The 15852-nt window shown below is 68.1% G+C and carries 15 protein-coding genes; 5 read left to right on the top strand and 10 right to left on the bottom strand.

The genetic code is table 11. The annotated features are described in order from the left end of the window. Positions 1 to 264 precede the first annotated feature (264 nt). The 4 genes from G5S38_RS10845 to G5S38_RS10830 form a co-directional block, all read right to left on the bottom strand. The gene (locus tag G5S38_RS10845) at positions 265 to 1398 is read right to left on the bottom strand and encodes a GAF domain-containing protein (protein WP_165068399.1); all 1134 of its coding nucleotides are present in this window, start codon (positions 1396 to 1398) and stop codon (positions 265 to 267) included. A 255-nt stretch (positions 1399 to 1653) separates the two neighbouring features. Beyond that, positions 1654 to 2727, bottom strand: coding sequence for a GAF domain-containing protein (locus G5S38_RS10840; RefSeq protein WP_165068397.1), 1074 nt, complete (start codon positions 2725 to 2727; stop codon positions 1654 to 1656). 315 nt (positions 2728 to 3042) lie between these two features. Then, entirely contained in the window at positions 3043 to 3429 is a 387-nt protein-coding gene (locus G5S38_RS10835; RefSeq protein ID WP_165068395.1) for a cytoplasmic protein, read from the bottom strand. A gap of 76 nt (positions 3430 to 3505) precedes the next feature. Beyond that, positions 3506 to 3721, bottom strand: coding sequence for a hypothetical protein (locus tag G5S38_RS10830; protein ID WP_165068393.1), 216 nt, complete (start codon positions 3719 to 3721; stop codon positions 3506 to 3508). Between the two features lie 319 nt (positions 3722 to 4040). Here G5S38_RS10830 and G5S38_RS10825 point away from each other — a divergent pair, with 319 nt between their 5' ends. The 4 genes from G5S38_RS10825 to G5S38_RS10810 are packed head-to-tail and all read left to right on the top strand — an operon-like array spanning position 4041 to position 8841. Next, positions 4041 to 5183, top strand: coding sequence for a 2-keto-3-deoxygluconate permease (locus tag G5S38_RS10825; protein WP_165068391.1), 1143 nt, complete (start codon positions 4041 to 4043; stop codon positions 5181 to 5183). Between the two features lie 41 nt (positions 5184 to 5224). Continuing rightward, positions 5225 to 6832 (top strand): four-carbon acid sugar kinase family protein, encoded by a 1608-nt coding sequence (locus tag G5S38_RS10820; RefSeq protein ID WP_165068388.1) that lies wholly within the window; start codon positions 5225 to 5227, stop codon positions 6830 to 6832. Continuing rightward, the gene (gene pdxA / locus G5S38_RS10815; RefSeq protein WP_165068386.1) at positions 6829 to 7866 is read left to right on the top strand and encodes a 4-hydroxythreonine-4-phosphate dehydrogenase PdxA; all 1038 of its coding nucleotides are present in this window, start codon (positions 6829 to 6831) and stop codon (positions 7864 to 7866) included. The genes G5S38_RS10820 and pdxA overlap by 4 nt, the downstream gene beginning before the upstream one ends. Before the next feature lie 36 nt (positions 7867 to 7902). Beyond that, the gene (locus tag G5S38_RS10810; protein WP_165068384.1) at positions 7903 to 8841 is read left to right on the top strand and encodes a GntR family transcriptional regulator; all 939 of its coding nucleotides are present in this window, start codon (positions 7903 to 7905) and stop codon (positions 8839 to 8841) included. Between the two features lie 53 nt (positions 8842 to 8894). Here the strand turns inward: G5S38_RS10810 and G5S38_RS10805 are convergent, their stop codons facing one another. The 4 genes from G5S38_RS10805 to G5S38_RS10790 form a co-directional block, all read right to left on the bottom strand. Next, positions 8895 to 9194 carry a DUF4287 domain-containing protein gene (locus tag G5S38_RS10805; protein WP_165068381.1) on the bottom strand — a complete coding sequence of 100 codons (300 nt, stop codon included), beginning with the start codon at positions 9192 to 9194 and terminating at the stop codon, positions 8895 to 8897. A 91-nt stretch (positions 9195 to 9285) separates the two neighbouring features. Beyond that, positions 9286 to 10260: an SDR family oxidoreductase gene (locus G5S38_RS10800; protein ID WP_165068379.1), complete on the bottom strand. Its 975-nt coding sequence runs from the start codon at positions 10258 to 10260 to the stop codon at positions 9286 to 9288. Between the two features lie 208 nt (positions 10261 to 10468). After that, complete coding sequence (locus G5S38_RS10795; protein ID WP_165068377.1) at positions 10469 to 11338, bottom strand: VOC family protein; 870 nt, start codon at positions 11336 to 11338, stop codon at positions 10469 to 10471. 134 nt (positions 11339 to 11472) lie between these two features. Then, positions 11473 to 14037 (bottom strand): carboxylate--amine ligase/circularly permuted type 2 ATP-grasp protein, encoded by a 2565-nt coding sequence (locus tag G5S38_RS10790; protein ID WP_165068375.1) that lies wholly within the window; start codon positions 14035 to 14037, stop codon positions 11473 to 11475. A 70-nt stretch (positions 14038 to 14107) separates the two neighbouring features. Here G5S38_RS10790 and G5S38_RS10785 point away from each other — a divergent pair, with 70 nt between their 5' ends. Beyond that, a complete protein-coding gene (locus G5S38_RS10785; protein ID WP_165068373.1) occupies positions 14108 to 14515 on the top strand; it encodes a hypothetical protein in 408 nt (135 codons plus the stop codon). Here G5S38_RS10785 and G5S38_RS10780 read toward each other — a convergent pair. Continuing rightward, a complete protein-coding gene (locus G5S38_RS10780; RefSeq protein ID WP_165068370.1) occupies positions 14499 to 14990 on the bottom strand; it encodes a type VI secretion system baseplate subunit TssF in 492 nt (163 codons plus the stop codon). The genes G5S38_RS10785 and G5S38_RS10780 overlap by 17 nt on opposite strands. A gap of 80 nt (positions 14991 to 15070) precedes the next feature. Beyond that, complete coding sequence (locus G5S38_RS10775) at positions 15071 to 15829, bottom strand: hypothetical protein (RefSeq protein ID WP_165068368.1); 759 nt, start codon at positions 15827 to 15829, stop codon at positions 15071 to 15073. Between the last annotated feature and the right edge of the window lie 23 nt (positions 15830 to 15852).

Raw genomic sequence — 15852 nt, 5'->3', positions numbered from 1 at the left:
CCTGGGCCGGCGGACCCGACAACGAACCCGGCGGCAACACCAACATCGCCGACGGAATACTCCTCTGCCGGTTCCACCACCAATGGATCCACCGCAACGACTGGAAAATCACCCGCAACGGCGCGAAGTACTTCCTCCGACCACCCCGAACCGTCGACCCCCACCAACGGTTACTACCGATGCCCAGCCACAGCCCGATCACGGGTGAAGTCCGACGGCAGGGCGACAAGGTCACCAGGCGCAAACGCGCGACCCCGGCCACCTCTACTCGGCTTGCGACAACTGCCACAGCCGACGCTGAGCCTCCAACGCAAGGGAACGCAAAATGGATGCGTCAGCATCACTGAACTCGCGGGGCTGCACGTCAAGCACGCAGAACGCCCCGATCCGATGACCACTCGGCGCCTCGATCGGGTACCCGGCATAGAACCTCACGCCGTGCCGGACCGATGCATTCCGGAGGTGCGCAACGCGTGGGTCGGTCGCGGCATCCTCGACCACGAAGATCTTCGAGTCGCGAATGGTCAGCTCACAGTAGGTCTCGGAGCGTTCCTCATCGAGTTCGCGGTATCCCGTCACCGCAGCCGAAACCAGGCGACTTTCTCCGATGAGGTTGACCACGGCCATCGTCGTCCCGAACACGTCACGTGCTCGCCTGGTCAGCGTATTCAGAACCGGATCTTGCAGCGTCGCTGTCAGGCCGAGCGCTCCGAGCGCCTTCAACCGCTCCGGCTCGTCCATGAGGGCTTTCTTGACGTCCGGTATCTCGCCGGTGCTCCGAGCGTCCCCGGGATCGTGCGCCGGCAACGCTCGTTGTACGTGGCTGGCTACCAAGTTTGCGAGGTCCACGTAGCGATTGGAATCGGCAGATTCGAGGGACGTGGTGCGCTTCATCGGAACGAATGCGCTCGACCGACGCTGCGCCACGACCGCGCGGGCGACACTGTTCAGTTTCGCCACCCGCCGGTCGGTGGCTTGGGCAAGGTAATCCGGAAAACGGCGGTGTGCGGCGTACGCGGGGATTCCCAGGAGGAAGGTGACCACCCCGGGTGCCCGATCCCGGTCGATGCGGTCGAGCAGGGCTGTGAGGTCCAATACCCACCGCCGAACGGGCACGAACCGGAGAGCTTCCACCGGCCCGACAGAGACGATGATGGCATCGAAGCGCGAGAGGTCCATCGATCCGATCTCTTCGATACAGGCGGACGCGGTCATCTCGCTGTCCACGCGAACCTCGATATCGACTCCACGGCCCGTCAGGGCAGTCAACCGGCGGGCGAGCGCACCCGGAAGGGCGAGATCGTACGTCACCACACCACGGCCAGTGGCCGGTCCGTCACCGAGGATCAAGATGCGATCGGGATCCGGCCCAGGCGCGTGAACCCGCGGCTCGTCCATCGGCACAGGCAACCGCGTCCACGATCCCGGCGAGAATCGCATCCAGAGCGCAATGAGGGGACGAGCTACGAATTTATCCAACAGAAGGGACATCGGGAGGCTCTCATGGCGCGTGGTCTGGGCGGAGGGAACCGAAACTCCACGCTATCCGGTTGGCTTGTCGAGTGGGGTACATCACACGGCCCCCATACGGGGGACCTGGCCATGGTCACGTTTCGAGAGTCGTCGCGATGGATGACACTGCGGCGATGTATCTCAGTCGGCTCCCGGGGCAGCACTCAGTTCCCACATGCGCCGCTGCGCCTGCTGCGCCAGCAACCGCAGCAGGGTCGAATCGTCGACCGTGAACTCCCGCGGCTTGGTATCGATGATGCAGAGGGCCCCGACCCGCTGCCCATCGGCCGATTCGATCGGGTACCCCGCGTAGAAACGAAGCCTCGGGGCAGACACCACGGAGCCGAAGTGCTTGTACCGGGGGTCGAGGCTCGCATCTTCCACCGCGAAATGCTCGGCCCGACGAATGGTCATCTCACAGAACGATTCGTCCCGTGGAACCCGAAAGTTGAATTGGCCGGCAGTGGATGCCGCCGTCTGCTCGTCGTTATCGATCAGGGTCACCCCGGCGAAGGCGGTCCCGAACACCGCGCGAGCGCGCGACGTCAACTCGTCGAGAACCGTGTCCCCGTCCCGGCTGACCGCACCCAACCTGTCCACGGCCGCCTGCCGCGCCGCCTCGTGCAGTTTCTCGAGTCGTGGGTATGGTTTCTCGTCGCCGTGCGGCGCGAGCTGCTCGGCCAGGTGGGGCGCAACGCTCTCGGCCCACACCTCATAGGTATGGGCACCCGACGCCTCGTGCCAGGTGGTGTGGCCCACGATGATGAACCGCACGTCGCGGCGGTCGGCGAGCACTTCATGGGTGGCATGGTTCAGCACGCGCACTCGGCGGTCGGTGGCGCGCGCGAGGAACGGCGGCAACCGGTGCCGCGGGGCGAAGTAGGGGATCGACAGCATGTAGGTATGGGTTGCTGGCGCGGCATCCGTGTCGATGCGGTCGAGGAGCTCCGCAAGCTCCTGCTTCCACACCGCGGCGGAGGTGAAGGCGACGGCCTCCACGGTGCCGACCGAGATGAGCACCGCGTCGAACCGCGACAACTCGAGTCCGGCGATGGCCCGCAGGCACTTCGCCGCGGTCATTTCGCCCGATACGACGATGTCGACATCGGCGGCACGCCCTGTCCTCGCGGAGACCGCTCTGGCGAGGTACCCGGGCAGTCCGAGCTCGTGGGTGATGACGCCGCGTCCGGTAGCGGCACCGTCGCCCGCGATCAAGATTCGGTCGGCGTAGCTCCCGGACGCGTGTACCTGCGGGGAGTCATGCGGCACCGGCAGGCGATGCCACGAATGCCGGGAATACCGGAGCCACAGCCACATGAGTGGCCGCGCGACGAGCTGGTCGTACAAGGTGAGAATGGCGCGTCCCTTCCGCAAAATCGCGGCGGGGTCTGGACCGAATCCTCAAACAATAGCTACTTCGACTGTGGGGCGAATTGCCCCGGAATCACTCCGATGTCACACAGCGGAACTGTTCGACCCGGAGTGCTCGCTGACTACGTTGTCACCGATGGTAGCGCTCCCAGCGACGCGTTAGTCGGGCCCGAGCGGGGCGCGCGCCGGAGCATCCATCGACCTGGGGTCAGACGACCAAGCGTCAGACGACGCAGACCCAGACGGACGTGGATGCTTCAACTCGACGAACAGCGCGTGCGTGTCGGTCGCGCCGATGTTCTCGCCAAAGTGTTCCTGCGCGGGCAACCACCGTGCCGCCCCGGAGGGAAGCTCGACATCGATGGAGCATCCGCCGGTGGACAGTCGGCGATGGAACGAACTGAGGGTCACCATCACGCTGTCGGGGTGATGATGCGGCTCACTGCGGGTGGCGGGAGTGTCGTGGTATTCGAGAACGCGCACGAAGTCGTTTTCGAATACGACGGTGTAAAGGGTGGGGTTGGTTTCGACGGGATCGAGATTCATGCGCGCAAGCTAGCACTGCACATGCCCGCCCGACAGAGGCGTTTGCGGGTTCTTCGCGAGGGTGTTTCAGCCGCGCCTATTCCTCGGTGTCGAGGTCGATCGCGTCGGCCGAGAGCTCGTTCTCCGGCAGCGACGGCTCGGCCTCGAGGGGCTCAGCGCCGGTGGGTCCGGCGTAGTGTCCGGTCTCGATGACGGTCTCGCCGGCGACGGCGTCGTTCGTCACGGTCTGCTTGTCGAAGTCGGGGTCGAGCAGCGGATTGGCCTCGTCGGGAGATGCGGTGGTGTCGCTCATGGTGGTGCCCTTCAGTGGGTGAGTGGGTGCATGGGTGGGTGAGTGCATGGGTGGGTGGGTGAGTGGGTAGGTGGGTGAGTGAGTGAGTGAATGGGTGAATGGGTGATGGCACCCGAAGGTGCCGGTGCCTGAGTACAGCCCATCGTGACCTGCGTCGTCTGGCAAGGGGGTGTGTGGGAACGCCCGAGTCCTGCGCACACTCCATACCCACAACGTTGACAGGCGTACACCCGGGGCCTAATGTCAGTACATCGTGTACGTACACATCGCGTAGACGTTTACATCGGGCACTGCGGCCCATGACCCAAGGAGATTCGCCATGGCAGCCGAATCGCAATTCACCGGACCAGGCTTCACCGAAGCGCGCATCACCAGTCGCGTCCCCCTGTTCGACGGCATGAACAAGATCCCCGGCGGACTCATGCTGATCCCGCTGATCATCGGATCGATCGTCGGCACCTTCGCCCCGAGCTTTCTCGAGCTCGGCAACTTCACCACCGCCCTGTTCCGCGACAGCGCACTACCGCTCATCGGCGTCCTGATTTTCGCCACCGGCATGCAGATCACGCTACGGACCTCGGGCCCGGTACTCGCAACATCCGGAGTGCTGCTCCTCTGCAAGTCGATCATCCCCGCCGGCCTCGTCGTACTGCTCGGCCAGTTCGTCGGCATCGAGGGCATCCTCGGAGTCTCGATCCTCGCCCTGCTCGTCAGCATGGACAACAGCAACGGCGGCATCTGGCTCGCCTTCACCGGACGCTACGGCCGCAAGCAGGACCGCGGCGCCTACATCGCCTCCGCCGTCAACGACGGACCGTTCTTCTCCCTCCTGTTCCTCGGCGCCGCCGGCCTTGCCGACATCCCGTTCACCCTGCTGCTCGCCGCCGTCATTCCGCTGCTCCTCGGCGTGATTATCGGAAACCTCGACCAGCGCTGGACCGAGGTCATGCGTCCGGTCCCGAACATCGTCATCCCGTTCTTCGCCTTCGCTCTCGGCACCGGCATCAACCTCGGCAACGTCGTCAGCGGCGGACTCTCCGGAATCCTCGTCGGCATCTTCGCCACCCTGTTCACCGGCACGATCGCCTACTTCGGCTACCGCTTCCTCCTGCGCCGCGGCAAGGAATCCGGCATGGGCATCGCGTCGGCCACCACCGCTGGCAACGCGATTGCGACGCCCGCGATCGTCGGCATGGCCGACCCGAGCTTCGCCCCGTATGTCGAGATCGCCACCGCCCAGGTCGCCTCGGCCGTACTCGTCTCAGCAGTACTCGCACCGCTGCTCGCCGCATTCGTGCTCAAGCGCGAGGGCGGCATGAAGATCATTGCGGACGACAATGCCCGGGACAAGGCCGCCGACGCCGCCGCAGCACGTGACGCCGCGGCATCCACTGGTCCTGTCGTCGACCGCCCCTCCGACCGCCCCGGCACCTCGACTACCCCGGGGAGCTCACCGGTATGACCAGCGCCGACTTATCGAATGAATCTCAGAAACAGTCGAGCATGATTGACGTCATGTGCCCGCCCGTCGCCCCCGCCGGGATCGTCGCCGACGACCTCACGGGTGCGAACGACTCGGCAGTGCAGTTCGCCCGCGGCGGGTGGCAGACCCGCATCTCGCTCGGGGATGCGTCCGCCGTGATCGTCGACCCGGGATCCGCGACGGCGACCGTGACCGACGCCCGTGCGATGGGCATGGATGCTGCCCGCCGCCGCACCGCGGAATCCGTCGCCGCCCTCACCGTCGCCGGCGTGGAGAGGCTGTTCGTCAAGATCGACTCGACCATGCGCGGAAGCGTCGCCGCCCAGATCGACGGCGCACTGTCGATCTGGAGCACGGTGCACACGGGTGCGTTTGCGGTCGTGACTCCCGCCTACCCGGCGATGGGTCGCACCGTCGAGAACGGCCACCTGCTCGTGAACGGCGCGGGCGTTGAGACCACGTCGGTCGGGCGGGACCCGGTGACCCCGGTCACGACGAGCGATTTCGGCGAGTTACTGCCCGGCAGCGTGAACGTGACCTGCGACAACGTCGATGCGCTCGTCGACGAGCTGCTTCGACTCTCCAACGCCGGCACCTGCATCATCACAGTGGATGCGTCCACCCCCGAGCACCTGCGGATGATCGGGCAGGCCATCCAGCGCATCGGACCCCGCGCGGTACCCGTCGGGTCGGCTGGTCTCGCCATGGTGATGTCCGTGATCTGGGGCGCCGAGCTGTTCTCGCCGCCGGAACCCCCGACCGCCGACTTCACGACCGACCGGGTCGTCGTGGTACTCAGCTCGCTTCACGACATGTCGAGGGCGCAGCACGCCGACCTCGTGGCCGCGGCACCCGACACCATCACCCTCGCGCCCACGCTCGCGGAGGCCACCGGCGGGGTGGGCGGGGACAGTAGGCGCGACAGCGACAGCGACAGCGACAGCAGCAGCAGCAGCAGCAGCAGCAGCAGCGAGCGTGACGTCACCCTCGACATCGCCGCCTGGACGACGGCGCAACTCGGCGACTCGCCATCGCCGGTCGTCGTGGTGCTCGCACCCGCCGAGCGGGGCGCGCTCGACCTGGCGACGTCCGAGCGCGTTGCCGCGACTCTGGCCGCGATCACCGACGAAGTCATCACCCACCACGGCGCGGGCTCCCTCGTGCTCATGGGCGGCGAGGGTGCGCGGGCCGTGCTCGACCGGTTCGGCGCGGGCGCCATCCGGGTCACGCGGGCCATTCGCGAGGGCATCCCGATCGGCGTGATCGAGGGCGGCCGGTTGCACGGCACCACCGTCGTGACGAAGGCCGGCGGATTCGGCACGGAGACGTCCATCACCGAGATCGTTCCCGAGCTGCGTGCGTCCGCTCAGCAGAACAACCCCGAGGTCTTTGGCGGCGCGGAGTCGAGCACCGAGTCCCATACCCGCGCTGGCGGCATCCAATCGATCGCAGACAGCACCGCACCCGGCAGCACCGCAACCAGCAGTAATGCACCCGGCAGCACCGCAACCAGCAGCACTGCACCCGGCAGCACAATCCACGGCACAGCATTCAGCAACACAGCCCCCACGACTATCCACAGCGACACCACCCCACGCACCACCAGCACTGAAGGAGAACGCGCATGAGCCTGCCCCGTCTTGCCCTGACCATCGGCGACGTCGCCGGAATCGGACCGGAGATCACCGCCAAGGCGCTGCTCGGCCATGACGACGTTCGCGAGAAGTGCATTCCCGTCGTGATCGGTGACGAAGCAGCGATGCGCCGCGGCGTGCAGAATGTCGGCGGCGACCCCGACCTGGTGCGCGTGATCGCGTCGGTCTCCGAGGCGACCAACACTCCCGGCACGATCGAACTGATCCAGACCGGACCGTCGCTGGCGGATGTCGCACTCGGCGAGCTCAGCGCAGCCGCGGGCGACGGCAGCTACCGGTTCGTCGTCGAAGCGTGCCGACTGGCGCGCGAGGGCGAAGTCGACGGAATCGTGACCGCACCCCTCAACAAGGCCGCGATGCACGCCGGCGGACACAAGTGGCCCGGCCACACCGAACTGCTCGCCCACGAGTTCGGCGTCGAGAACTTCTCCCTCGTGCTCAGCGCGGGCGACCTGTACTTCTTCCACCTCACCACCCACGTCTCGATGCGCCAGGCGATCGAGAACATCACCATCGACCGCACCCTCAACGTGCTCGAGCTCGCTGGCGCGTTCGCGAAGTCGATGGGTACCCCCGACGAGCGCATCGGACTGGCCGGACTCAACCCGCACGCGGGGGAGAACCGCCTGTTCGGCGACGAGGACGCCGACATCCTCGCTCCCGCCGTCGCGACGGCACGCGAGCGTGGCCTGAACGTCGAGGGTCCCGTGCCCGGTGACGCACTCATCCCTGCCGCCGTTCGCGGCAAGTACAAGCTCGTGGTGGTCTGCTACCACGACCAGGGGCACGCCCCCTTCAAAGCGGTCTACGGCGACGACGGCGTCAACATCACCGTCGGACTCCCCGTGGTGCGCGTCTCGGTCGACCACGGAACCGCATTCGACATCGCCGGGCAGGGAATCGCGCGCGAAGCCAGCCTTGTACTCTCATTGGAGCGCGCTGCGGCACTCGCTCCCGGGTGGGATCACGTGTGGCGTACCGCTCAGAAGATGGAGATGCCGGCCTAGCCCCCGCCGGCACCCGGGCGAACAGAATGAGCGACTATGTGGCTGGACGAGTTGCCGGATAACGCGATCGATCCCGCGGACCGCACCCCGCTGCACCGGCAGCTCAGCACCCTGCTGCGCGCGCGCATCACCGACGGGTCGCTCAGTGCCGGATCCCAGCTGCCGACCGAGGCCGACCTGCAGGCCCGATTCTGCATCTCCCGGTCGGTGGTTCGGCAGGCGCTGCTCACGCTGTCGGCCGAGGGACTGATCCAGCGCGGTCGCGGACGTGGCAGCGTCGTCGCGCCGCGCGGCGAACACCACCGCCTCGTGCAGCGCATCTCCGGGCTGTCGATGCAGCTCTCCGAAGTGTCGACGACGGTGCTGTCACTCGGCAAGGAGAGCGACCCCGCCGCAGAGGCCACGCTCGGAGTAAGCGAGGTACTGGCGATCCGGCGGCTCCGGTCGGTGGATGGCGAACCGATCGCGGTGATCCACACCTGGCTGCCGTACGAGGTCGCCTCGTCGCTCACGGTGGACGATCTGACGGACATGTCACTGCACGCGACACTGCGGAAGCGGTTCGACGTGTCCATCGTGGCCGGACGCCGACAGGTGAGGGGAGTGGCGGCATCCACCTCGCTCGCCGAATCGCTCGGGGTCGATGTCGGCGCACCGGTGCTGCTGCTCGAGGGTGTCAGCGTGGATGCGTCGGGAGTGCCGGTGGAGTCGTTCCGCACCTGGCACCGGGCGGACCGGGTGGTGTTCGACATCGACGTGATGCCGGGGTCGGATGCGCGGTCCGCGGCGTTCGAGCCGGCCGCGGGTGCCGGTGGGGGAACAGGCGCATCCGGTGGTGACACTGGTGGGGGGACGTCAGCGGGGACGTCAAGCAGCTCCGATGTCTCGGCCGGTGACGATGACCTCGCGGGACGCATGCGCCGCCTGTCTGCGGAGCTGGCCGAGGTGTCGGAGTTGCTGGCGCAGCGGAGTTGACACGGTTGCTGGTGCAACGGAGTTGACGCGACAGGAGGCGCATCGCGGGATGCCTACTGCGGGATGCTGTTAGCCCCGTCGAGCCACAGGCGTCCCATGGAGCCGGTCGGTTCCGGCGTCGTGTCGGCGTTCTTCACGTCGACGGTGTCGCGGTTGCGGGAGACCTGCGCGAGGGTCATCGCGTGGCCGTGCCCGAGGTCGAACTCCGCCTTGAGCCAGGCGACGATCTCGCCGGCCTTGGTCGTCGGGGCACCGAGCCCTGCGGCGTCGATCCGCTTGAGAAGCTGCCGCGGGGTGAGCCCGGTCTTCTTCTCGATCGTGGTCAGGTAGGACTGGGCCGATGGTGCCGCCATGGGGATTCTCCGTTCCGGTTGCACCCACGATGACGCACCTTCGGCAGCGACTCAACCCCGGCCGAGTCGGCGGTCTGAGTCCGCAGCCCGATCAGGCCAACAGCCACCGCACCAGCAGCCCGCCGCCCACGACGAGCAGCACCGCCCGCAGCACCCGGCGCACAGCACCCTTCTCAGAACCGTGCCATCCGCCGGTCACGGTCGCCTCGGAGCGACGGCTCGGCTCGTAGAGGTTTCCCGTGGTGTCAGTAGCGTCTTCCTTACGCGAGAACTGCAGCTTCTCGGTCTGCAGGGCGAGCTGCGCCTCAACGGCGACCGGGCTCACCCGGTGCTGGCGCACGAGGGCCTTGCCGATGGATCCGATCACGACTTCGGGCTTGGGGTGCTTCGCGAGCTTGACGATGGCCTTCGCGACTAACTCCGGGCTGTAGACGGGCGGCATGGCGACGACCTTGCGGCCGGTGTAGTTGGCTGGATGGCTGAAGAACGGGGTGTCGAGGGTGGGCGGCAGTACCGTGGCGACGTGCACGCCCTTGTGCTTTGCGAGCGCGAGCTCAGAGCGCAGAGTGCTGCCAAGGGCGCGTACCGCGGCCTTAGCCATTCCGTAGGGAGCCGAGTAGGGCTGCGGAATCTCCCCGAGAATGGATGACACGTTCACGATGACCCCGGAACGCTGCGCGATCATCACGGGCAGAACCGCGTGGGCGCCGTAGGTGTAACCGAGGATGTTGACGTCGAGGACCTGCCGGAAGTCGGTGAGCGGCAGGTCGAGGAATGACCCGTAGACCGACACCGAGGCGTTGTTCACCCACACGTCGATGCGCCCGAACTTCTCCACCGCAGCGTTCGCGAGGCGGTGGACCGCATCGGAGTCGGTGACATCGGTGGTAACCGAGATGGCTTCGGCGCCAGCATCCCGACACAGTTCGGCGACCTCGTCGATCGCCGCACCATTGCGGCTGGCGAGAACGAGGTGGGCCCGGCGCGATGCGAACTGCAGGGCGGTGGCTCGCCCGACGCCGCTCGAGGCTCCGGTGATGACCACTACGGCTGGGCTTTTCGACATCGATGCTCCCGACGGATTGCGGGCCCGCCGCCTGCGGACCACCCGTCTAGACTCTCGGAGCCCGGCTCAGGTGGCAAGGCGGTAGCAATTCGGCCGCGGGTGTCGTACGGGCCGTGGGCCGGGTCGCCGGAGCCGGGTCGCACGGGTCTGGTCGCCGGAGCCGGGTCGCCCGGGTCTGGTCGCGCGAGCCGGGACGGCGCGACTCGGCCTACGAGTGCCCCAGCTCCACCGGCACGTCGGCGTCGTCGTCGTCGGCCGCGGCGGTGTCCGTGTCAACGGCTGCCCCGCTCTCGCCCGCACTACCATCGGCGGGCGGCTCCTGCATGATGCGGAACTGCGCGCCGGTGGGGTCGATCGCCGCCGCCATGCGGCCGTAGGTGGTGTCTTCGGGTTGCTCGACGACCTCGCCGCCGGCCTCGTGAACGAACTTGGTTGTCAGGTCGGCGTCGGCTACCGAGAAGTACACCTGCCACGACGACGGCGCGCCCGACGAGGCCCCGGCCGACGCGTCGAACAGGCCACCGAACCACGACTCACCGTCGCCGTAGGTCACCATGCGAAAGTCGTCGGTATCGCCCTCGACGGTCATCGTCCAGTCGAAGACCGACTCGTAGAACGCGACCGTCTCATCCCATGCCCGAACGGCATGCAGCTCGAACCACACCGGGGCGCCCGGTTCGCCCTCGAGCTCGAACCCCTCGAAGGTCACGGACTGCCAGATGCCAACGTAGGCACCGCTCGGATCCTGCACGAAGGCCATGCGACCCAGGTCCTGCGCGTCGTAGGCGGGGCCGAGGATCTTGCCGCCGGCGGCTTCGACGCGGGCCAGGGTGGCATCGATGTCGACGCTGCGCAGGTACACGACCCAACTGCTCGGCATGCCGTTCTGGGCATCCATCAACCCGCCGACGGTCTTGCCGTCGTGCTCGAGGTAACGGTATCCACCTAGGGCGGGATTCGGGTCTGTCGAACGGAGACCCAGCACCGCGCCGTAGAAGGTCGCCGCCCGGTCGGTATCAGTGCTCGAAAGCTCGATCCAGACCGGTGCTCCACTGGGTTTGTGCGTCGTGGCAGGCATGAGGACTCCTTGCGTAGAGGTGGAGTGGGTGGCGATTGGATGCCGCCACCAGTGTGCCTCCCGCGGTGGGCGGGTGTCGAGGGACGAACGCCGACGGCGCGCGTCACCTGGGGGTGCCGCCGATCTCCTGCGGATCAGGTGGATGCCTCGGGGCCGACGACCCAGGTGTCCTTCGCGCCACCTCCGCGCGACGAATCGACCACGAGCGTTCCCTCGGAAGCGACCCGGGTCAGCGCCAGGTCGGCGAGGCGAACGTCGTCCACCCCGGTGCCCGTCGTGTAGACGAACACGCGCAGCTCGACCGGGCGCGGCTCGAGCGCGGTCTCGGCGAACGAGGGGAGCGACGACAGCGCCACCACCTCCTGCGCAACCCAACGGGTGGGGGCCTCCGCGATCTCCAGGCGTCGCTCGGCCACCTGCGACGCGTCGGCATCGGGGCCGATGAGCACGCCCATGCCGCCATGACCGTCGACCGGCTTGGTCACGAGCTCGCCGACCCGCTCGAGCACGATGCGCCGCTCGCCCTCGTCGCTGGTGCGGTAGGTCGGCACCGACTCGAGCAGCGGGTGCTCTCCGAGGTAGTAGTTGATGAGCTCCGGCACGTAGCAGTACAGCGACTTGTCGTCGGCGACCCCGTTCCCCGGGGCGTTCGCGAGGAATACCGAGCCCGCGGCGGCGGCCGCCATGACCTGGGCGCCGATCGGGGTCGGCGTGCCGTCGTCGGCGACGGCGGGGGAGACGAGGTCGACGAGCTGGCCGTCGATGCGCAGGTACAGGGCATCGATGCGGGACCCTGCGGCACGGGAGTCGCCGCCGCGCTGCCAGACGGCGCCGTCGCGCACCACGAGGTCACCCGCCTCCACGAGCGGCATGCCGGCCGCCTCGGCCAGGGTGCGGTGCTCGAAGTACGCGGAACTGTCTGGCCCGCTGGTGAGCAGCGCCGCGACGGCATCCGGCCCGAGGCCGGCGACGATGGTGTCGCGCAGGGCCGCGGGCGCGGTCTCGGGGTCGAGCAGGCCAGGGGGTCTGGGCAGGTCGGGCATGACGGCATCCATCAATCGACGGATGCCGAGGGCATACGCGGCCCCGCTGGGATCTCGCACGTTGTCCTCGAGAACCCGCCACCCTCCGAATTCGTTGCGCACGATGTCGAACCCCATCACGGGCGCACGCACCGTGTTGGGAGGCAACTGCGTGGCCTCGTCTCGCCAGCCGGGGGAGCCGAGCACGTAGTCCGCCGGCACGATGCCGTCGGCGATCACGCGCCGTTCGGAGTACACGTCGCGCAGGAACGCCTCGATGGCGCGGGCGCGCTGGGTGAGCCCCGCCGACAGCTCGCCCCATTCGTAGCGGCTGAGCATCCGCGGAAACAGGTCGACGGCGAAGGGCCGGTGCGCCCCGTTGACGCCGAACGTCATGTCGTTGCTGGTGACCCAACGCTCACGGGCGCGTTCGCGGGCCACCAACTCGTGGGTGTCGAGACTCTGGTAGAAGTCGACGATGCCGCGGTAGGCCGCGCGCGGCCGGGCGCCGGGGCCGACCGCTTCGTCGCCGGCGCGGGTTCGGTAGGTGCGCAGTACGGGGGCGTCGGATGCGAACCCGCCGGCCGGCCCGTGCGTCTCGCGCACCACCAGGTCGACTACGTCGTCGAGCTCACCCCGCTCGGCGAACGCGGCGCGCTGCCGGTCGGCGGAGTTGCCGCGCGCGAGCACGGTCTCGGTGAGGTAGGCGACGTCGTCGTAGTCGCCGAGTTCTTCGAGCTGCGGGCGCAGCCGGTCGACCATCTCCCGGATCGCCTGCGCCGCGGGCACCGGGCGGGGGTGCGGGCCGCTCTCGAGCAGCCGCGCCGACAGCCCGCCGCGCGCCGCCTGCCACATCGCGGCCCGGTGGATAGGGGCCGGCACCGTCACGTCGGGGATGCCTGCCGCGATGTCCTGCTCGGCCGCGCGCACCGCCGCGCGGAACAGCCCCGCGATCAACACGGCGTCGTCGACGATCGGGCACGCGTCGCACACCCGCAGTTCGAGGGTCGGCGCGTGCGACGACGGGCGCACCTCGAAGTACGCCATCTTCGGGTCGGCGATCACCCCGGTGTCGATCAGGTCGCTGAGCAACTGCTCGTATTCGCCGGCCGATGCAAGCGGACCGGTCGCGCCTGCACTCGGCCAGCGCTGCCAGATGAGGCTCCGGATGCTGGCATAGCCGGTGTCCTGCCCGTTCCAGTACGGCGAACTCGCCGACAGCGCCAGAAGCAGCGGAAGCTCCCCCGACACCCGTTGCGCGATCTGCACCGCGAGCTCCCGGTCGCTCACGCCGACGTGCACCTGCGTGCCGCAGATCAGCTGTTCGTCGACGAGCAGGCGGTACTGCTCCTGCATGCGGCCGTACCGTCCGGTCGTCGTGAGCTCGAAGTCGGCGAATGCCGAGCGCGGGGCGGTTCCCACTGCCGCGGCACTCAAGCCCGCGTCATCCGCCACGTCGATGAGGCCCCGTCGCAGCCGCATGATCTCATCACGGAGGCCGGAGAGCGACTCGACGACCTCGGTGTTGGTCTCGACGGTGGTGCGCTGGAGTTCGGCCGAATAGCTGAGCGGCGACAGCTTGGCCAGCAGTTGCGGCGCCCTGGCCGACAGCGCGCGGCTCGACGGGTCGATGAGGTGGAGCTCCTCCTCAGCGCCCAGGGTCAGCTCTGCGCTCATGCGACCAACCTACGACCGGGTCGTCACCGACGGGTATGGCCCGTCGACTTTGTTGCAGCAGAATGACCGGATGGTCACCCACCCGAAGTCGCCCCCCGCACGCGGCAAACTGGTCGCGACGGTTGCTGCACTGGTGGTAGTCGGGGTCGGCACCCAGCTGGTGCTCGCTGCCACCGCCGCGAACGGTGACCCGTTCGACTCCCCGCTCTATCCGTGGACCTGGCTCGTGCTTCCGCTCGTGGCTGCGCTGGCGTCCGTGGGGCACCCTGGCGCCGTAACGCCGCTGTGGTTCACCGCAGCGCTCGTCGTTCCCTCGCTCATCGGAACCGTTTGGCTGGGCGCCTCGGATGGCAGCGGGCTGTGGGCTGTCGGCCTGCTCTTCGTCCTGGTGCAGGGCGTCGTGGTGCTCGCGGCTGCCTACCTGGGTGGCCTGCTGGGTCGGCGCTCGCGCAGGAAGCGGTTCAGCCCTCGCGAATGAGGTCGACCAGGTCGTCGGGGTCTTCTCCCGGACCCAGCACGATCCGCACCTCGGAGGTATCCAGCGCTTCGAGAACGGAGACGGCGCTGTGGATGTCTCCGCCGACGCCGATCACGAGGCGCGCCGCGTCGCCGGCCCCGGCCGCTTGCGAAGTCAGCGCGGCGAATACTGCGGTCCCGTTTTTGTCGAACGTCACCTCCACAGCACTGGCGCCGTCACCGCGGGCGGCAGTCGCCTCGGCTACCCCCGCACGCTGGAAGGAGGCCGGAGCCACGATTCGCTGCCCGCCGACCGACACGCATTCCAGCTCCGACTGGTCGGTGCAGATCTCCGAAACTGCCAGCTCGAGCGCCCCACCGGTAGCCGTTGCGGGCTCGCGGTCGTCGTCGGTATAACCGTCTCCGCCAGGGGTGCACCCGGCGAACGCGAGCACGAGCATGGCCGACAGCGGGAGCATCAACAGGCGCGAGGTCATGACTGCCAATCTGATCCCGCCGCAGAAAGGACAGGTGGAGGTGTTCTCACCATTGTTCCCCCCGGGGCGGAGCGCGGCAATCAGGGCGTCGGGGTGACCGTCCAGGTTCCGCGGGTCTGGATGGCCATGACGCCCGGCAGGTCGGCGTCGAAGACCTCGGAGATCGCCTCGGTGTTGCCGAACACCTGCGGGGTGTCCGACGTGGTGAACACGCGCCCCGAGAACGAATCGTCGGCATCGGCCGGGGTGTACTCGACCGTCACGCGGGGCACGTCATCGGTGAAGAACATCACCCGCGGACCGGTGCCGGACTGCGCCCCGGTCACGTACGGCAGGTCGTTCCAGCTCTGCAGGGTGACCGTCCAGGCGCCCTCCGCCTGCACGATGACCATCTGGTCGACCGGGTTGCCCTGGAATACGTCGACGAGGAACGAACCCTGCATGGGCGCGGCCACTTCACCGAGCGGCGACATGCGGCCCGGCGCGGTCACGATCGCGGTCCCGGTGCACGCGGAGCAGTCGAGCCCGACCACGACGGCGAACTCGCCCTGGCGCTGGTAGGCGACGTTCGAGGGGCCGGTTCCGGAGATGGTCGCCGACGCGCCCTCGGCGACGGAGCCCGCCTGCACGGTGTTCGCGAGCGGTTCCGTGGTCGGGGGGATGGTCTCCGAGGGGCTGGGCGTGGGGGTCGCACTGGGAGTTGGGCTCGCCGAGGCATCCACACTCGGTCTCTCGGTGAGTCGCGGGGCCGCGTAGTCGCTGGTGCTGGCGCATGCCGTGACCAGCAGCAGTGCCGCGATGACGCCCGTAATCGTCGTTGCCCCACGTCGTATCCCCATGCGCACAGCTTGGCATGGGGTGT

The sequence above is a fragment of the Marisediminicola senii genome, assembly GCF_011057645.1.
GTDB lineage: Bacteria > Actinomycetota > Actinomycetes > Actinomycetales > Microbacteriaceae > Marisediminicola > Marisediminicola senii.
This window is presented reverse-complemented; position numbering and strand designations above follow the sequence as displayed.